This is a genomic window from Shewanella sp. VK101, from assembly GCF_056497865.1.
The window spans coordinates 493,515-512,915 of sequence record NZ_CM151402.1 but is presented as its reverse complement, the minus strand read 5'-3'; the positions used below and the strand labels follow the sequence as shown (position 1 = coordinate 512,915).

The window sequence follows — 19,401 nt, the reverse complement described above, 5'->3', positions numbered from 1 at the left end:
ACATCCATCAAGTCCAATTTGAGAGATTGAGCGCGTAAGCTTTGTCGCGTGAAACAAGACCCACCAAAAATGAATTTAACTGAATTAAAAAACAAGTCTATTGCAGACTTAGTCGCACTGGCCGAAGAAATGAAGCTGGAGAATATGGCTCGTGCCCGCAAGCAGGATATCATCTTCTCTATATTGAAAGCCCACGCCAAGAGTGGTGAAGACATCTTCGGTGGAGGCGTTCTGGAGATACTTCAGGATGGTTTTGGTTTCCTGCGCAGTGCCGATGGTTCGTATCTGGCCGGTCCCGATGATATTTATGTCTCTCCAAGCCAGATACGTCGTTTCAACATGCGAACGGGTGACACTATTTTTGGCAAGATACGTCCCCCAAAAGAAGGCGAACGCTATTTTGCTCTGCTGAAAGTCAACGAAGTTAACTTCGACAAGCCTGAAAACTCCCGCAACAAGATCCTGTTTGAAAACCTTACCCCACTGCATGCAGAAGAACGTCTGCGTATGGAACGCGGTAACGGTTCCACCGAAGATATCACCGCCCGAATTCTGGATCTCTGCTCACCCGTGGGTAAGGGCCAACGTGGTCTGATTGTTGCGCCACCCAAAGCCGGTAAGACTCTGCTGCTGCAGAATATTGCCCAGTCCATCACCTACAACAACCCTGAAGTGGTGTTGATGGTGCTGCTGATCGACGAACGTCCTGAAGAAGTGACTGAAATGCAGCGTCTGGTTCAGGGCGAAGTGATCGCTTCCACCTTCGATGAGCCTGCAAGCCGTCACGTACAAGTTGCAGAGATGGTTATCGAAAAGGCCAAGCGCCTGGTTGAGCACAAGAAAGACGTAGTGATTCTGCTGGACTCTATCACCCGTCTGGCTCGTGCTTACAACACAGTTGTGCCTTCATCAGGCAAGGTACTGACAGGTGGTGTAGATGCCAACGCACTGCACAGACCCAAGCGTTTCTTCGGTGCAGCCCGTAATATCGAAAATGGCGGCAGTCTGACCATTATCGCCACTGCGCTTATCGATACCGGCTCCAAGATGGACGAAGTAATTTACGAAGAGTTCAAGGGTACAGGTAACCAGGAACTGCATCTGTCACGCAAGGCCGCCGAGAAGCGAGTGTTCCCTGCCATTGACTTCAACCGCAGTGGTACCCGCCGTGAAGAGAAACTGACTACACCGGATGAGCTGCAGAAGATGTGGATCCTGCGTAAGATCCTCAATCCAATGGATGAAGTCAGCGCGATGGAATTCTTGATCGATAAGCTGGCAATGACCAAGACCAATGAAGAGTTCTTCACTGCGATGAAACGCACCAAGTCTTGATCGACTGACTAGTAAACCATAAAAAAGCCACTCCAAGAGCTAATGCCGATCAGTTAAGACAGATCGCTTGACGATCTCACTGAAAGGATCAAAATCCGATGACCCCATGTCATCGGATTTTTTTATGCAACTTTCAGAAGCTTTGGCGCGTACTCATATCAATCGTCTTACCGAATTCACCTGTCTGGCCGATGTACTTGAGCCTGAGTTAATTCAGTCGTGCCTTGATTCACATGGTGTTGCCAGTTTAAGGCGACGTAAGTTACCTATGGATGCCATGATTTGGGCGGTGATTGGTATGGCTCTGTTCAGAGGCGAGTCCGTCCGCTCACTCATCAATAAGCTTGATATCGTCTTACCGCAAGAGGTGGATTACGTTGCGCGCAGTGCTGTCACGCAAGCGCGCAAGCGGCTGGGCTCTGACGTTGTTCAGGATGTGTTTAAGCGAAGTGCCAAGACCTGGCATGAAAGAGCAGAACATCCGCATTGGTGTGGGCTCAACCTCTACGGTGTCGATGGTATCGTATGGCGAACACCTGATAGTGAGCAAAACAATCAGGTGTTCGCCAAAACCGCCAACGCTTCTGGTGATGCTGCCTATCCTCAAATTCGCATGGTTTGCATGATGGAGTTAAGTAGCCACTTGGTATTGAACAGTGCCTTTGATTCTGTTGCTGTCAGTGAAATGAGTTTAGCCGCTGAACTGATATCAAGCATACCTAATAACAGCCTGACGCTGTTTGACAGAGGCTTTTATTCGTTGGGACTTTTGCACGCCTGGCAACAGGCTCAACCGAACAGCCACTGGCTGCTGCCGTTGAAGAAAGGGACGCAATATGAAGTGGTACGCTCTTTAGGAAAACACGACCAACTGGTGCAGTTAGCCACCACGCCTCAAGCCAGAAAGAAGTGGCCTATGCTACCTGACAATATTGAAGCTCGCTTACTGACAAAGACGATAAAAGGTAAGTCGGTTTCCATTTTGACCTCATTAACGGACCCATTGCGTTATCCGGGGGCAGAGATAGCGGATTTATATGCCCATCGATGGGAGATAGAAGTGGGCTATCGGGAGATGAAGCAGCATCTTCTGGAGAGTCGCTTTACGTTACGCAGTCAATTGCCAGAGCTGGTTATCCAAGAATTGTGGGGAGTACTGTTGGCCTATAACCTCATCAGATACAAGATGGTGTTGATGGCTAAGAGCTTACCGTCGTTACATCCGAACCAATTAAGCTTTAGAGATGCATCGAGTTATATCATTTTTAAACTGACTCAGCTGTCATCTCAAATGCCTGGGAATGTTCCGAGAGAGGTCTTGGACATAGTGCGTAATGCGAGGCAGTTCAAGCTTGATGGGAAACGGGATAGAGCCTATCCACGTGCGTTAAAAATGAGTAAAAACAAGTATCCCATTAAGCCTAAGAAAAATGCCGTTCACACTAAGTGAACGGCATTACCGCAATGCGGGCTTTTTTATTGAGCGAATGCTTACTTGTGGTACTGGGCAGACAGCTCGTGTACCGACTTGACGAAGGCTCCGGCGTGCTCAGGATCCACATGCTGGTGGATGCCATGGCCCAGGTTGAATACATGGCCCGTACCTTGACCATAGCTGGCCAGGATCTGTGCCACTTCCTCACGAATACGCTCAGGAGATGCGTACAGAGTCGATGGGTCCATATTGCCCTGCAGGGCCACCTTGTCACCCACACGCTTGCGGGCATCGCCAATGTCTATGGTCCAGTCCAGACCCAGAGCATCACAGCCGGTTTCAGCCATGGCTTCAAGCCACAGACCACCGCCTTTGGTAAACAGGGTCACTGGTACCTGACGGCCTTCGGCATGACGATTCAGACCATCGATTATCTTCTGCATGTAACGCAGTGAGAACTCGCGATAGGCCGCATGAGACAGCGCGCCGCCCCAAGAGTCAAAGATCATCACGGCTTGAGCGCCGTTGGCAATTTGGGCGTTCAGATACAGGGTTACGGAATCTGCCAGCTTGTCCAGCAGCATGTGCAGGGCGGCAGGCTCGGCATACATCATCCGCTTGATCTTTTCGAAGGCCTTGCTGGAACCACCTTCAACCATATATGTGGCCAGTGTCCATGGTGAACCGGAGAAACCGATCAATGGCACTTCACCCTTGAGTTCACGGCGAATGGTGCTGACGGCCTTCATCACATAACCGAGCTCATCTTCCGGATCCGGTATAGCCAGCTTCTTGATGGCTTCAATGGTGTCGGTTGGACGCTCAAAGCGAGGGCCTTCACCGGCTTCGAAATACAGGCCCAACCCCATGGCATCAGGCACAGTCAAAATATCGGAAAACAGGATTGCCGCATCCAGTTCAAAACGACGCAGCGGCTGCAGGGTAACTTCACAAGCCAGTTCGGCATTACGGCACAGCGCCATAAAATCACCGGCTTCGGCGCGGGTAGCGCGATATTCTGGCAGATAGCGGCCAGCCTGGCGCATCATCCAAACTGGGGTAACATCAACAGGTTGCTTGAGCAGCGCACGTAAATAACGATCGTTTTTTAATTCTGCCATTGGGCTTATTCCTACTCCGATTGAGATCTGCTGGGGCGGTAGTTTAGCATTTGCGGCTGTATTGTAACCTGTGTCTGAGTATTTATGTGACCACAGGCATGGATAAATACTATTCCAGTGAGAAGTTTGCGTACTGCCAAGCCATCCAGGCCGCTCCACAGGCAAGCCGATAGGCACCAAGCCATGGGTGTGAACCAAAAGCAGTAATCAAACAGATAAACGGAATACAGGGGAACTTGATGAAGCTCAAGACTTGCCGACACAATCGGCACGGGATCACATTCTCACAACAAAAGTATAAAGATTGAGGCGTCAGACTAATGTCTTATGACAGAAAAAAGTTGCACAGGTTCCCACCCTTTGGTATAAAAAGTCTGCGCTAGCAAGAACAATCAAGAAGCTCGTCACATCGAGCCTGTTAAAACTTTCCTCGCCCAGCTGTAGTTTCTACCGCTGGGCTTTTTATTTCCCATTCCGCGCCTGAATACACAATTTAACATTTGAGTTGTTTTTGTATACAAAACAACTGGTTTGTCCATGTGTAAAAAAGTCGTCTACACACCAAAAAGAGTTGATCACTGGCTAACTTGTCACCTAAATTAGGAACAAGTGCGGCGATAAGGATGAGAAGATCATGCTGAAACAACTTGAACAGGCCGAGCAAAAATGGGGCGGAGCCAATGCTCTGGTGGATCAATGGTTGAACAACCGCAGAAAGTTACTGGTTTATTACTGTAAGTTGGCCGGACTGGCTCCTTATGAAAACCGTGACAAGTCCCTGCCCTGTGTCGATCAGGTTCGCAGCTTCTGCAATCTGCTGGTGGATTATGTCTCGGAAGGTCATTTCGAAGTCTTCAACAAGGTAGTCGACGCCTGTGACGAACAGGGACAATCGAACAAGGCACTGGCACAGCAGTTGCTGCCCAAGATTGTCGAGACCACAGATCAGGCCCTGGACTTCAGCGACAAGTATTCCGAGCTGGAAAGCGACGATCTGCTCTACCAGCTGGATAAAGATCTCGCCGAACTGGTGCACGCCCTGGAGACCCGCTTCCAGTTGGAAGACAGAATGTTGGAAGTGCTGCACAATAAGAAGTTGGCGCCGACCATCAACTGATCCCTTAACGAGTCTGCAGCTTATCGCCGTTCCTTGCGCCTTATTGCACTCGCTTGCAGCTCGTTTCAGACACAAAAAAGCCAGCTCTATGAGCTGGCTTTTGTTATTGCGATAACTTAAACCGCTGACAGGAAGATCACTTCACCGGCCTTCTTGGTGTAAGACTCCAGTTGGTCGAAGTTCAGGTATCTGTAGGTATCGGCCGCTGTTGCGTCCAGCTCCTTGGCATATTCCTGATACTCTTCAGGGCTTGGCAAACGTCCCAGCAGCGCTGCAACGGCAGCCAGCTCGGCAGAGGCCAGGTACACATTGGCACCTGTACCCAGACGGTTCGGGAAGTTACGGGTAGAAGTCGAAACGACAGTCGCGCCTTCGGCAACCCGTGCCTGGTTACCCATACACAGAGAACAACCTGGGATCTCGATACGGGCACCGACGCGGCCGAAGATACCGTAGTAACCTTCTTCGGTCAGCTGATCCTTATCCATTTTGGTTGGTGGAGCAATCCACAGACGAGTAGGCAGCGTCTTGGCGAACTTGTCCAGCATCTTACCCGTGGCGCGGAAGTGACCTATGTTGGTCATACAGGAACCGACAAACACTTCATCAATCTGGGTGTTGGCTACCTGAGACAGCAACACGGCGTCATCGGGATCGTTCGGAGCACACAGAATAGGCTCTTTGATCTCATTCAGATCGATCTCAATAACCGCTGAATACTCGGCATCCTTGTCGGCTTCCATCAGTTCAGGGTTCGCCAACCACTCTTCCATGCCCTTGATACGACGTTCTATGGTACGACGGTCGCCGTAGCCTTCGGCAATCATCCACTTGAGCATGACTATGTTGGAGTTCAGATACTCGATGATAGGATCTTTATCCAGCTTGATGGTACAACCGGCGGCAGAACGCTCGGCAGACGCATCAGACAGTTCGAATGCCTGCTCAACCTTGAGGTGCTCCAGACCTTCGATTTCGAGAATACGGCCGGAGAAGATATTCTTCTTGCCCTTCTTCTCAACGGTCAGCAGACCCATTTCGATGGCCTTATGCGGAATCGCATGCACCAGATCACGCAGAGTGATACCAGGCTGCATCTTACCCTTGAAGCGCACCAGCACAGACTCAGGCATATCCAGTGGCATAACACCGGTAGCGGCGGCAAAAGCCACCAGGCCGGAACCGGCTGGGAAAGAGATACCGATTGGGAAACGGGTGTGCGAGTCACCACCTGTACCTACGGTATCAGGCAGCAGCATGCGGTTCAGCCAAGAGTGAATAACACCGTCACCTGGACGCAGGGAAACACCGCCGCGGTTCATGATGAAGTCAGGCAGAGTGTGGTGAGTATTTACGTCAACAGGCTTGGGATAAGCGGCAGTGTGACAGAAAGACTGCATGGTCAAATCGGCGCTGAAACCGAGACAGGCCAAGTCTTTCAACTCGTCACGTGTCATAGGGCCGGTAGTGTCCTGAGAACCGACAGAAGTCATCTTGGGCTCACAGTATTGACCAGGGCGGATACCTTCTACGCCACAGGCCTTACCTACCATCTTCTGCGCCAGGGTGTAACCCTTGCCGGTATCGGCAACGTCACCTGGACGCACGAAGACATCGGAGGCTTCCAGACCCAGAGCTTCACGGGCCTTGTCGGTCAGACCGCGGCCGATGATCAACGGAATACGGCCACCGGCACGCACTTCGTCCAGCAGCACATCAGTCTTGAGTTTGAATTCAGAAATAACTTCGTCGCTATCGTGACGGGTCACTTTACCGGCATAAGGGTAGATGTCGATAACATCGCCCATCTCCATATTGCCCACATCCAACTCAATCGGCAAAGCACCGGCATCTTCCATGGTGTTGAAGAAGATAGGGGCTATCTTGCCACCGAGGCAGAAACCACCGGCACGCTTGTTGGGCACGAATGGAATATCATCGCCCATGAACCACAGCACAGAGTTGGTCGCCGACTTACGGGAAGAGCCTGTACCGACCACGTCGCCCACATAAACCAGTGGGAAGCCCTTGGTCTTGAGTTCTTCAATCTTCTTGATTGGGCCTACTACGCCTGGCTGATCCGGCTCAATACCGTCGCGGGCGTTTTTCAGCATCGCCAAGGCGTGCAGTGGGATATCGGGACGTGACCAGGCATCAGGAGCCGGAGACAGGTCGTCGGTGTTGGTCTCGCCTGTGACCTTGAATACGGTCAGAGAGATTTTATCGGCCAGCTTGGGGCGGCTGAGGAACCACTCGGCATTGGCCCAGGACTCAACCACTTGCTTGGCATAGGCGTTACCCGCCTTCATCTTCTCAACCACATCGTGGAAGGCATCGAACATCAGCAGGGTATGAGACAGAGCCTTGACCGCCAGCGGGGCCATCTGCTCGTTGTCCAATTGGCGGATCAGGGGTTCGATGTTGTAACCGCCCTGCATGGTACCCAAGAGTTCCAGCGCACGCTCGGCGCTCAGGATTGGGGATTTCACCTCACCCTTGGCAACGGCATCCAGGAAACCGGCCTTAACATAGGCGGCTTCGTCAACACCTGGGGGAATACGATTTTCGAGCAGGTTAAGAATAAATTCTTCTTCGCCTGCAGGTGGGTTTTTCACTAATTCAACAAGCTCAGCCACTTGATGTGCATCCAATGGCTTAGGGACTACGCCCTCAGCAGCACGCTCTTCGACGTGTTTACGATATGCTTCTAGCACGGCAACATTCCTCTTTGTTAGGCGCTCTTACGACTGCACGTCTTCATGAATGAAGCTGACAGCCCCACAGGATCGACCCGTAAATTCCGGCCTGCAGTATACTACAGCTTTGCAAAAGTATGAATGAGATCACACTAAGGCAACTGAGAAATCGTGGCAAAATCCCAAGGTCGGCGACACACTAAGCCCCTCATTAAACAAAGGAAATTAGACAATAGTTTGAAAAAATGATTTTTTCATTTAAATACAAATAATTAGATTGTAGTAATCGAATTAAATTCAAACGCCTTCAGCCAAGCATCTCCTAATCTCCCCTGCCGGGATAATTTTGCATCCCGGGGCCGCTTTTCGTTATCCTGCGTCCAAATCCGCGCCGTTTTTGAGACTTTTCCATGCAAGCACCCGCAATACAGGCCGTTATTTTTGATATGGATGGGATATTGATCGACTCAGAGCCCGTCTGGCAGCAAGCCGAGTATCAGGTTTTGCAGCAGCTGGGGATGACTGTCAGCCGTGAAGCCATACAGCAAACCACTGGCCTGCGAATCGATCAGGTGGTGGACTTCTGGTTACAGCGCTTTCCCAAGGTCAAAGTAGAACCTCAATATATCGCCGATCAAATCATAGCGGCGGTAATCGCCTATATCCGCCGCGATGGCAAACCCATGCCTGGTGTTGTCGATGCCCTCAGCGCCTGCCGCAGCCGAGGCCTGAAAGTGGGCCTGGCCACCTCTTCCTCCTGGGATATTATCGATGCCGTGCTTGGCAAACTCGCCATCACAGAAGCCTTCGATGCGATACAATCGGCTCAGGATTTTCCACTCGGTAAACCCCACCCTGAGGTTTATCTCTTCTGCGCCGCCAAACTGGCACTGCCACCAAGCCGCTGCCTGGCGGTGGAAGACTCTTTCAATGGCCTGATAGCCGCTCGCGCCGCCAATATGCAGACCTTGATAGTCCCGGCAGCCGAGCAGCGCCAGGATCCCCGCTGGGCTGCGGCGCATCATCAGCGTGATAGCCTGGAAGCCCTGCCGGCACTGCTTGATACCCTGTAAGTCCGAATACAACAGAGCCAGGCATCTGCCTGGCTCTGTTTTCTGGTAATCCGCCTTACCAGATCTTCACTCTGTCCTCTTCCGACAGATACATCTTGTCAGTCGGCTTGAGGTCGAAGGCTTTGTAGAAACCTTCCACGTTGCGGGGAGTGCCCATGGCGCGGTAGTGGCTGGGTGAATGCGGGTCAGTCAGCAGACGACGTCCCAGCTCCTCGTCACGGTAGTTGCGGCGCCACACCTGTGACCAACCGACGAAGAAACGCTGATCGCCGGTCAGGCCGTCCATTACCGGTGCTTCTTTACCGTTGAGGCTCAGGTGATAAGAGCGCAGGGCAACGGTCAAGCCACCCAGATCGCCTATGTTCTCGCCCAGAGTCAGGTCACCGTTGACGAACTTGCCGGGCAGAGCTTCAAACTGGCTGTACTGGGCAGACAGCTGCGCGCCGCGCTTCTGGAACTCTTCGCGGTCTTTGTCTGTCCACCAGTTGCGCAGGTTACCGTCGCCGTCATACTTGGCGCCCTGATCATCAAAACCATGGCTGATCTCGTGGCCAATCACCGCGCCTATGCCACCATAGTTCACCGCGTCATCGGCTTCCATGTTGAAGAAAGGCGGCTGCAGAATGGCGGCCGGGAACACGATTTCGTTCATCACAGGGTTGTAGTAGGCGTTCACCGTCTGCGGTGTCATGTGCCACTCGCTGCGATCGATTGGCTTGCCCAGCTTAGCCAGCATGTCCTGGTATTCGAAACGGGCATAACGCTGGTAGTTACCCACCAGATCGTCAGCCTTGATCTCCAGATTGCTGTAGTCTTTCCACTTGTCCGGATAACCTATCTTGTAAGTAAACTTGGACAGTTTTTCCTGAGCCGCTTTCTTGGTCTCAGGTGTCATCCACTCCAACTCATCGATGCTGACTTCAAAGCCCTTGATCAAGTTCTTGATCATCGACTCCATCCGCGCCTTGGCTTCCGGCTGGAAGTGACGGGCAACGTATTCTTTACCCACCAGCTCACCAATCACTTGATCGGCGCCATCGACGGCCCGCTTCCAGCGTGGTTTTTGCTCCTGAATACCCATCAAGGTTTTGCTGTGGAAATCAAAGTGCAGATCGACAAACTGCTGGCTCAGCAAGCCGGCATAGGAGTCCACCAGATGGAATGCCAGGTAGTCTTGCCAGGCTGAAACAGGGAACTTGCCGAACTCGGCGCCCAGCTTCTCAAAGTAGGAAGGTTGACGCACTATCACGTCCTGGGTCTTGCCGGTGAGACCGGCAGCTTTGGCGAAACCGTCAAAGTCAAAGCCGCCCATCAACTGCTGCAGCTCTTTCAGGCTCATCTTGTTGTAGGCCTTGTTGGCGTCGCGAGACTCGACCCGGCTCCACTGGCTCTGGGCAATAAAGAGTTCAATGTTGGCGACATTGGCTGCGGCGGCATCTGCGTGAGGGTAACCGGCGGCGCTCATCAGATTGCGGACATATTCACGCATCGCTTCGCGGTTGGCGACAAACTTGGGATCGTCCTTGAGGTAGTAATCACGATCCGGCAGTGTCAGGCCACTCTGGTACAGGTAAACCCCGTACTGGCTGGAATTCTTGGCATCGTTGTTAACGTAAAAACCAAAGGGAATGCCGGAGCCATCGGTCAGCAGTTTGCCCATCAGCGCGGCAATATCGGCGTGGCTGGCGGTTTTGGCGATATCTGCCAGTTGCCCCTTGAGCGGCGCAATCCCCAGTTGGTCAGTCAGAGTGCTATCCATATAGGCGGCATAGAAATCGCCTATCTTCTGCTCCACTGAACCTTCGGCCTTATTGGGCTTGGCGGCGGCTTCTTCGATAATCTGTTTCAGGGCTGCCTGGCTTTCTTCATAAAGAACAGAGAAAGCACCATAGTTGGATTTGTCGGCCGGGATAGGCGTAGTGGCCAACCACTTACCGTTGACGCTGTAGTAGAAATCGTCCTGATGGCGAACCTGATGGTCAAAGTTTTCCAGCTCAATACCGGAGGCCTTTTTCACTTCTACTTGCGACTGCGGCGCTTGCTGGCTGGCACAGGAAGCCAGACCAAGGCTGAGGGCGATGCCCAATGCCAGGGTGCTTATTTTGCTCATTTTCTTCCCCGAATTTGTGATTGTTCAGATAGTTATATTGTTACAAAGATACCAGTTTCAAACCTTAGCACTCCCTGTGACCAGTCTGTAGTGGATTTTTGTAAATATCTATGAACACTACAGAGCGGGTCACAGACGGGCCAGGCCCGCATTAGAAGTTTTTGCCGATAAACAGGTAGACAGCATTTTCGCCATTATCGCTGAAACCAAAGCCCAGTGCCGCCGGCCCCAGTTGGGTATCTGTGCCCAGGAACAGGCTGCTGGAATAGATGAGATCGTTAAACATCACATGTTCATCCAGCCCCCAGACATTACCCGCTTCCAGACTGGCCCCCAGGTATAGAGGGAAGTCCTTCATCCCCAGCGCATCACGGCCGAGATCATACTGATAGATAAAGGCACCAAACACCTTCTGGGCGCCGGCAATAGAGTTCTTGTGGTAGCCGGAAAGATTAAGGAAACCGCCGAGGTCGGAGACATAGAGAGTAAAGTTGCCATCTTTATCCACGGTTGAATAAGAGGCCTTACCGACGAAGGAATGATTGCCGACACTGACCACCCCTTTCCAGTCTGCTTCAATCTGCAGCGAGTGCTCGGGATCTGTCTTGAAGTCGCCCTCCTCATACTCCTCATTGCGCAGGTAGATATTCAGGGTGAAGCGATTGCCCGAGGTGGGGAAGCTGATGCTGTCCAGAGTGTCGTAGCCAAACTTGAAATAGGCGCCGTAAGTGTTGAACTTGAGATCTTCAAAGAAGGCCTCGTTGGACACCACCCCCGACTCACCTGTCAGCCCCAGCTCAATCCGGCCCTGTTTGACATAGTTGTACCCCAAACCCAGGTCGATTCTGTGGCTCTTGCGATCCAACTCGAAGTAGAGTTTGTTGGCATCAAACAGATCCCAGCTCTTGATCTCGTACTGGTAACGGGCGCGGGCATAAAACTGCTGATCCCGGTCCAGAGGTTGATAAAACTCGGTGCCGAGCAACTTCTCGAAGCCCATTTTCACTTCATTGCGCCACTCACCGCCATTTTCGGTCAGGTCTGTCATGGTCAAAGCAGCATCCAGAGTCACTGCCGAGTCCAACGAAAAATCGTCTTCCCAGTTAAAACCAAACTGGAAGTAGTTGGGGCCCCAGGACTTGGCCTTGGTGGTCACGGTTAACACCCGGCCTTCATCTGTGTCCTGAAACTCGGCGCTGACCCGCTCGAACTTGTTCAGCGAGTAAAGCCGGGCAATGCTTTCGTTCAACTGCTGCTTGGTGACTCTGTCACCCACCTCGATATCCAGTATGTCATCCAGCAGCGAATCACTGACTTTGGACTGATTGTTAAGGACTATGCGGGTAACGGGCCTCTCCAGATTATCGAGCCAGTCACGACTGGCGTCGCGCTTTTGCTGCACATAAGCACGGTATTCCTCGGGAGGCACCGCCAGTTGGCTCAACCTGGCCGTATGCTGCACCGCGGCCGTCACCCCGGCTTCCAGCGCCTTGGGCATATCGGCAAAGTCTGTGGTGCTGAGCTTATCTATGGCCGGACGGATCAGGATATCGTCTTTGGTCAATAAGGCCTTTTGCCGCTCTGTACTGGCATTGGTCAGCATGGTGGACAACTGGTTCAACACGGCTATGGTGCCGTTGAGCTGATCCTTTTTCACCAATGGCGATCCAATATCGACGGCAATAATGACATCCGCGCCCATGGCCTTGACCACATCCACGGGCATATTGTTGGCAATGCCACCATCCACCAGCAACTTGCCATCGATTTCAGCCGGTTGCAGCGCTCCCGGCACCGTGGCCGAAGCCTGCATCGCTTCCACCAAGCTGCCACTGCTGATCACCACAGGCAGACTGGTTTCCAAGTCGGTGGCCACTGCTCGGTAGGGAATGGACAATTCGTTGAAACTGTTGAACTCCCGCACCAGATCTGTGGTGTTGCGATACAGCTGCGACATGGTTTGCCCGAGGAGCACGCCACTCGGCGACTGTACTTCACCGCCGCGGATCCCCAGGTTAAGCGGAATATTGTATTGATCTCTTTGCTGCTTATCACGATAGCTCATGGCCTGGCGTGGAATGGTATCCGAATACCCCTTGGACCAGTCTTCATTCATCATGATGGTTTCAATTTCAGTGGCACTGTAACCCAGCGCATAAAGGCCGCCGACATAGGCGCCTATGCTGGTACCGGCGACATAGTCGACCGGGATATTGTTGGCCTCGAGCATTTTGAGAACCCCGACATGCGCCGCGCCCTTGGCACCACCGCCACTGAGAACCAGGCCCACTTTGGGACGTTCGGCCGCCACGGCAGCCACACTCAACAGAGTGCCTATCAAAACCAGTAAGCGCAGAGAGGTCTTCATACCTAGCAAGAGTTCCAGAATTAGAGTCGGCATATTCTAACAAAGAATTTACAGTAAAGAGAAAGTTCCAAGTGAGTATAAGCAGCGATTATTGGTGGTGCGTCTCGTAAAACCAGGATGCCAGTTCGGCGGCCGGCACAGGTTTGGCAAAGTAATAGCCCTGAATGATGTGGCAGCCTCTGTGAGTGACCTGTTGTAACTGCTCCCGGGTTTCCACCCCTTCGGCCACGACCTTGAGCCTGAGGTTACGGGCCAACTCGACAATACTGCTGACAATCGCCTGATCGGCACTGTTGCCGGCAATATCCTTGAGGAAGGAGCGATCTATCTTCAGAGTGTTGACTTCAAAGTGGCGCAGATAAGCTAAAGATGAGTAGCCGGTACCAAAGTCATCGATAGCGACTTCTATGCCGTGGGCTCTCAGCTGTTTCAAATGCTGACGGGCAATGTGCAGCTCTTTCATCAACACCCCTTCGGTGATCTCCAGCGCCAGATATTCGGCCGGCATCCCGGTTTCTTCGAGGATATTGAGTACGCCACTGATAAATTCCGGGTGACGGAAATGCACGGCGCTGACATTCACCGACAACTTGAATGGCTCGGCCGCACTCTGACTCCAGCGGGCACCATCCTCACAGGCCTGACGCAGCACCCAACGGTCGATGGCCACAATCAAACCACAGGACTCGGCCACCTTGATGAAAATATCCGGCCGCACAAAACCTTCGCTCGGATGATGCCAGCGCAGCAAGGCCTCCATGCCGATAAACTTTTGCTGCTCCTTGACGTCAAACTGGCCCTGATAATAGAGCTCAAACTCGCCCTGCTCTATGGCGTGGCGCAACATGGCCTCCAATTTCAAGTGGTACAGCGCCTCGGCATTACGCTCACTCGAGTAGTATTGGAAGTTGCCGCGCCCCTCTTCCTTGGCATGATACATGGCCTGATCGGCGTTCTTGATCAGCGCCTCCGGCTGCCTGGCATCGTCGGGCCAGATGCTGATCCCTATACTGGTGGAAATAAAAAACTCCCGTCCATAGAGTTCGAACGGCTGAGCTATTTGCGCCAACAGGCGCTCACATAGACGGTTGAGCTTATCTATCTCGGCTTCATTCACCAGGATCACAAACTCATCACCTCCGAAACGACACAGCACCTGCTCCTGATCCATCACAGACTGCAGCCTATTGGCGGCCTCCACCAACAGGGCATCCCCCATACTGTGGCCGTAAGAGTCGTTGACATGCTTGAACCTGTCCAGATCCAGAAACAGCAAGGCCAGTTTCTGCTGTTTGTCATCGGCTCTGTCTATCGCCTGCTGCAAGCGGTTGGCAAACAGCGAGCGATTCGGCAAGCCGGTCAGCACATCATAGTTGGCCAGACGGCGCAGATCGGCTTCGGTGCGTTTCCGCTCTGTGATGTCGGAGAACACCACCACATAGTGCTGCACCCGTTCCTTGAGATCCTGCATAGAGGAGATATTGAGCCACACGGGACAACGCGACCCGGCCACGCCGACAATTTCCAGCTCGCCGGTCCAGGATTCCACCCCTTGCAGCAGAGTGGCGACTTTGTCTTTGTGGAAGTTTTCGCTAACCACCAACTCGCCAAAGTGTCGTCCTTGCAGGCTATGTCTATCCTGACCCACTATCGACTCAGCCGCTCTGTTGGCTACCTTGATGACCTCATCGGCATCCAGAATAAACACCCCTTCAGAGGTGTTTTCAAACGCCTGAGCCAGCAACTCGACTTCGTCTTCCAACTGGCGCTTGATGGTAATGTCGGAGTAAATCCCGGCAGCCTTGCTGACCTTGCCGGAAACCGGATCATGACTGACAGGCCTGCCGCGCACCCTGAGCCAGCCCCAACTGCCATCACGGCGGCGATAGCGGTATTCAGACTCGAACCTGTCGCTCTCTCCTTCGACCATCTTGTTCCATTCATCCAGCGCAGTGGCCTGGTCGTCCGGATGCACCGGCAGCTTGTCTATGGCGATAAGAATAAAGTCTTCGTCACTGCCCAGCACGCCACCGCGATTATCCAGATGAAACAGGCCTGTATCGCGACGCCACTCCCAGAGATCCGATTCACTGCCCCTGAGCGACTGCCTCAGCCTGTCATCGCTCTGGCGCAGCGCCAGGTTCATGGTCATAAAACGCCGCACCTGGCGCTGACGCAGCAAGACTATGGTGAACACCATAGCCAATAATGCCACCACCAACAGACCTTTGAACCAACGACTCTGCCACCAGAACAGGTCAACAGTGAAAGGGAAACGGAAGGGTTCCGACTGCCAGATACCGTTATTTTGGCTAAGCACCTCCAGCTGGTAGGCACCGGGGATCAACCCTGAAAGGTTGATCTGTGACTGATTTTCCAGCAGTAAATAGTTCAGCTCATCCTCGCCAGGACGTCGTAAACGGTACTTGAGGCTGATAGGCGCATCGTCCAGATAATCCATACTGGTCAACTGAAAGCTGAGCATTCTGGCACCCGGGGCAATGAGCTGTCCCGGCGTAGGCACCAAACTCAGCTCTGTCTTGTTGTCATAGTAGGCGGCAATGGATTCGAGAATGGCGCCGTGCCTTGGAATACGGTTTACCAAAGAATCGACATCCAGCAACATCACTCCATCCGGAGTGCCCACATAGAGCCCATGCTGTGGTTCATAGAAATAGGCCCCTTCGTTGAGCTCCTTGCCCAGCAAGCCATCGTCGTCGTTGAATACCTTGATTTCACCACTGTGTTTGTCCTGACGGATCAGCACATAGGTACAACCAACCATACGGTAGTCGCCGGTATCCTGCAGGAAAAATACGGTATTGCAGTCCAGTTGCCACTCTTGCGTCAAACGGCGGATCTTCATGGTCTGCAAGTCCAGCTCTATCAGGCCTCCCTGACGGGTAGCCAGCCAGAAGCGGTCTGGGCTCAATTCCAGCAGTTGGCTCACCGTGGGCATATGCGGCAAGTCATCAAATACTGTCGCCAACGAGCGAAAACCGCCGCCCTGCTCCAGATAACCGAACGACTTGTTGCCACCGACCCACAAACGTTCGCTGCTGTCGCGGTAAACGCTATAAATAATCGGATTACTGCCGCTGTATTCGGCGCCGGGCAAATTCCTCTTATTGATGCTGCCCTGCTCCTTGTCCCACTCATAGAGACCATTGCTGGTTGCAAACCACCAGAGATTGCCCTCATGCAGGGTATTGAGCACTGTCTTATGACTCAGGGACTGCCCGCTGCCGCTCCACTCTCCCAAGGGTTGCCCTTCGAGAGTCTGCTTATTCATCACAAACAAACCATTGGTGGAAGAAAGCAGCAGGTGTTCTGAATCCAGATTATCTATCTTGTAGATGCTGTCATTGACCTCCATCCCTCTGGGAACCGCCGTTTTTGTCTGCTGAGTCTTGCGGTTAACGGCAATCACGCCCGAGTCGGTTCCCAGCCACAACATCTCGTCGTCGGCCAATATGGTCCACACCATTTCATCACTGAGCTTATAGGGTTCAGAGGCGCTGAAACTATCCAGTAAAAACTCGGGGGAGTCGGCCACCACAGCCAACGAGTGTCCTGTACCACCGACCCAGATCAAACCATTGCTGTCCACCTGCAGGGCGTTGATGTATTCGATACCGGCCCTGAGCTTTAACTGCTCTTTGAACTGTTTTAATTTGCGGGTGCGCGGAGACCATTTCAGCAACCCCTGCTTGCTGGCAATCCACAGGTTACCCTTGAGATCTTCGGTGATCACACTGGTGAAAAAGGGAATTTCGGCCACGGCCTCTATGCGGTTGCTTTCAAGGTTAACCCGATAGAAGCCTTTACTGGCCGCCATCCAAATCTGGTTGTTACTGTCGAGGAACAGGGCGTTGAGGCGGCCATAACTGCCCTGCCATGACAAGCGCTGTTTGACGCTGCCATTTTGCGATCTCAGCTCCACACCATAGGCGTTACCTAGCAGCAAATCACCGTTCTCAAGCTGCAGAATTTGACTCCATAGCAGGTCACTGTCGTAGGGTAGGTCAAACAGTTTCTGCAGCTGTTGCAGGTCCTGATTCAAGCGCCAAACCTGGCCTTTTTCGGTTAACAACAGCCAGTCACCGGCCGCCGATTTCAAACTCTTCATTAGGCCGCCACCCTGATACTCGGGGAACAACTCATCGCTGCCAAACTGACGGAAACGGTTATCGGCTATATGGTAGAGGTAGGCATGAGACAGAGTGCTCACCAACATCTGCTGTTGCCCGAGAGACTTGACCAGGGGCAGATATTCATCGGCCATCCGCGACTCCAGGCCGTCACGGTCCAAACGGCGGATATTGGCGTTACTGAGGCGATACAACCCCTGCTCGGTGGAGAGCCAGATAAATCCCCGCTCATCCATACTGATGTCGAGAATACTGGTATTGATCAAGCCGTCTCTGGAGGAGAACACTCTTTTAACCAACTCATCGGCATATGCCGGTGCTGCCCCCAAACAAAGGCAGAGCAATAACCCAAGACCTGCTGTTATTAGTTTTCTTATCATCGGCTGATGAATAACCTTGGTGACCAATCTTGAATGTACCAGCTAGGCCGCTGAATTTCATCTTGCAAACAACAATTCATTTACATACCCGAGCCAAAGCACAAAAAAATCGGGCCCAGTCAACTGAGCCCGATTTCAATACTTCCTGGGGACAAACGCCCAATCAGCAGATTACTTTTTCTTTTTTGCCTTTGGGTTAGGCAGATCTGTGATTGAACCTTCGTAGATCTCGGCTGCCAGCCCTACAGACTCGTGCAGAGTCGGGTGAGCGTGGATGGTCAGCGCCAGATCTTCGGCATCACAACCCATTTCGATGGCCAGGCCGATTTCACCCAGCAACTCACCGCCGTTGACACCCACAATGGCGCCACCGATCACTCTGTGAGTCTCTTTGTCGAAAATCAGCTTGGTCATACCTTCGCTGGCATCGGAAGCGATAGCACGGCCGCTGGCTGCCCATGGGAAGGTCGCCGTTTCGTAAGCTATGCCCTGCTCTTTGGCTTCTTTCTCAGTCAGACCAACCCAGGCCACTTCAGGATCTGTGTAAGCGATAGATGGGATGACTTTAGGATCGAAGAAGTGCTTCATACCGGCAATCACTTCTGCAGCCACGTGGCCTTCATGCACACCTTTGTGAGCCAGCATTGGTTGACCCACGATATCGCCCACGGCGAAGATGTTGGCCACATTGGTACGCAGCTGCTTGTCGACATTGATAAAGCCACGCTCATCAATCTTGACCCCAGCCTTGTCGGCATCGATCAGCTTGCCATTGGGAGTACGGCCAATGGCCACCAGCACTGCGTCGTAACGCACTGGCTCGGCAGGCGCAGCCTTACCTTCCATAGACACATAAATACCGTCTTCTTTGGCTTCAACCGCTGTCACCTTGGTTTCCAGCATCAGGTTGAATTTCTTCTTGATCTGCTTGGTAAAGACCTTAACCACGTCTTTATCGGCCGCTGGGATCACCTGGTCGAACATTTCAACCACGTCGATTTCACTGCCCAGAGACGAGTAAACAGTACCCATTTCCAGACCTATGATACCGCCGCCCATGACCAGCATCTTGCCTGGGATCTCTTTCAGTTCCAGTGCATCGGTAGAGTCCCAGATACGTGGATCTTCATGAGGAATGAAAGGCAACTGAATTGGGCGAGAGCCGGCAGCTATGATGGCGTTGTCAAAGTTAACCACTGTGGTTTCACCGTCGGCACCTTTCACTTCGAGGCTGTTGGGGCCAGTGAACTTACCGAAACCGTTAACCACCTTCACTTTACGCATCTTGGACATACCGCCAAGACCATTGGTCAGTTGGCCGATCACTTTCTCTTTAAAGCCACGCAGCTTGTCGAGATCGATCTTTGGCTCGCCGAACACGACACCGTGATCCGATACCGCCTTGGCTTCTTCAATCACTTTGGCTACATGCAACAGGGCTTTGGAGGGAATACAACCCACATTCAGGCATACGCCACCCAGAGTGCTGAAACGCTCAACAATCACTGTCTCCAGGCCTAAATCTGCCGCGCGAAAAGCCGCAGAATAGCCAGCAGGGCCAGCACCTAATACCACTACCTGAGTTTTGATTTCGTTACTCATTTTTTCCTCTGAT

The 19,401-nt window shown here is 52.5% G+C and carries 10 protein-coding genes; 4 read left to right on the top strand and 6 right to left on the bottom strand.

Going from position 1 to position 19,401, the window contains the following annotated elements; genetic code table 11:
- Window positions 1-69: 69 nt before the first annotated feature.
- Both rho and ACSHSR_RS02355 read left to right on the top strand, forming a co-directional pair.
- Window positions 70-1,335 carry a transcription termination factor Rho gene (gene rho / locus ACSHSR_RS02360; protein ID WP_025011562.1) on the top strand — a complete coding sequence of 422 codons (1,266 nt, stop codon included), beginning with the start codon at window positions 70-72 and terminating at the stop codon, window positions 1,333-1,335.
- A gap of 124 nt (window positions 1,336-1,459) precedes the next feature.
- Window positions 1,460-2,785 carry an IS4 family transposase gene (locus tag ACSHSR_RS02355; protein ID WP_479631213.1) on the top strand — a complete coding sequence of 442 codons (1,326 nt, stop codon included), beginning with the start codon at window positions 1,460-1,462 and terminating at the stop codon, window positions 2,783-2,785.
- A gap of 41 nt (window positions 2,786-2,826) precedes the next feature.
- Here ACSHSR_RS02355 and hemE read toward each other — a convergent pair whose 3' ends face one another.
- Window positions 2,827-3,891 carry a uroporphyrinogen decarboxylase gene (hemE, locus tag ACSHSR_RS02350; RefSeq protein WP_028779575.1) on the bottom strand — a complete coding sequence of 355 codons (1,065 nt, stop codon included), beginning with the start codon at window positions 3,889-3,891 and terminating at the stop codon, window positions 2,827-2,829.
- Between the two features lie 634 nt (window positions 3,892-4,525).
- Here hemE and ACSHSR_RS02345 point away from each other — a divergent pair.
- Window positions 4,526-5,008 carry an Rsd/AlgQ family anti-sigma factor gene (locus tag ACSHSR_RS02345; protein WP_025009241.1) on the top strand — a complete coding sequence of 161 codons (483 nt, stop codon included), beginning with the start codon at window positions 4,526-4,528 and terminating at the stop codon, window positions 5,006-5,008.
- 116 nt (window positions 5,009-5,124) lie between these two features.
- Here the strand turns inward: ACSHSR_RS02345 and acnB are convergent, their stop codons facing one another.
- Entirely contained in the window at window positions 5,125-7,722 is a 2,598-nt protein-coding gene (gene acnB, locus ACSHSR_RS02340; RefSeq protein ID WP_479631212.1) for a bifunctional aconitate hydratase 2/2-methylisocitrate dehydratase, read from the bottom strand.
- A 392-nt stretch (window positions 7,723-8,114) separates the two neighbouring features.
- Here acnB and hxpB point away from each other — a divergent pair, with 392 nt between their 5' ends.
- Window positions 8,115-8,777 (top strand): hexitol phosphatase HxpB, encoded by a 663-nt coding sequence (gene hxpB / locus ACSHSR_RS02335; protein ID WP_107352325.1) that lies wholly within the window; start codon window positions 8,115-8,117, stop codon window positions 8,775-8,777.
- Between the two features lie 55 nt (window positions 8,778-8,832).
- Here hxpB and ACSHSR_RS02330 read toward each other — a convergent pair whose 3' ends face one another.
- The 4 genes from ACSHSR_RS02330 to lpdA all read right to left on the bottom strand — a co-directional run bounded on the left by ACSHSR_RS02330 (window position 8,833) and on the right by lpdA (window position 19,388).
- A complete protein-coding gene (locus tag ACSHSR_RS02330) occupies window positions 8,833-10,887 on the bottom strand; it encodes a M13 family metallopeptidase (protein ID WP_101060241.1) in 2,055 nt (684 codons plus the stop codon).
- A gap of 151 nt (window positions 10,888-11,038) precedes the next feature.
- Window positions 11,039-13,255, bottom strand: a complete 2,217-nt coding sequence (locus tag ACSHSR_RS02325) for a patatin-like phospholipase family protein (RefSeq protein WP_062793714.1) — start codon at window positions 13,253-13,255, stop codon at window positions 11,039-11,041.
- An 88-nt stretch (window positions 13,256-13,343) separates the two neighbouring features.
- Window positions 13,344-17,786 carry an EAL domain-containing protein gene (locus ACSHSR_RS02320; RefSeq protein WP_479631211.1) on the bottom strand — a complete coding sequence of 1,481 codons (4,443 nt, stop codon included), beginning with the start codon at window positions 17,784-17,786 and terminating at the stop codon, window positions 13,344-13,346.
- Window positions 17,787-17,957: 171 nt separating this feature from the next.
- Complete coding sequence (lpdA, locus tag ACSHSR_RS02315) at window positions 17,958-19,388, bottom strand: dihydrolipoyl dehydrogenase (RefSeq protein ID WP_025009237.1); 1,431 nt, start codon at window positions 19,386-19,388, stop codon at window positions 17,958-17,960.
- Window positions 19,389-19,401 lie beyond the last annotated feature (13 nt).

Excerpts from the sequence above, each read along its gene's own strand:
- ACSHSR_RS02355 (WP_479631213.1), top strand. The coding sequence starts at position 1,460 with ATGCAACTTTCAGAAGCTTTGGCGCGTACTCATATCAATCGTCTTACC.
- rho (WP_025011562.1), top strand. The coding sequence starts at position 70 with ATGAATTTAACTGAATTAAAAAACAAGTCTATTGCAGACTTAGTCGCA.
- ACSHSR_RS02345 (WP_025009241.1), top strand. The coding sequence starts at position 4,526 with ATGCTGAAACAACTTGAACAGGCCGAGCAAAAATGGGGCGGAGCCAAT.
- hxpB (WP_107352325.1), top strand. The coding sequence starts at position 8,115 with ATGCAAGCACCCGCAATACAGGCCGTTATTTTTGATATGGATGGGATA.
- lpdA (WP_025009237.1), bottom strand. The coding sequence starts at position 19,388 with ATGAGTAACGAAATCAAAACTCAGGTAGTGGTATTAGGTGCTGGCCCT.
- ACSHSR_RS02325 (WP_062793714.1), bottom strand. The coding sequence starts at position 13,255 with ATGAAGACCTCTCTGCGCTTACTGGTTTTGATAGGCACTCTGTTGAGT.
- hemE (WP_028779575.1), bottom strand. The coding sequence starts at position 3,891 with ATGGCAGAATTAAAAAACGATCGTTATTTACGTGCGCTGCTCAAGCAA.
- ACSHSR_RS02330 (WP_101060241.1), bottom strand. The coding sequence starts at position 10,887 with ATGAGCAAAATAAGCACCCTGGCATTGGGCATCGCCCTCAGCCTTGGT.
- ACSHSR_RS02320 (WP_479631211.1), bottom strand. The coding sequence starts at position 17,786 with ATGATAAGAAAACTAATAACAGCAGGTCTTGGGTTATTGCTCTGCCTT.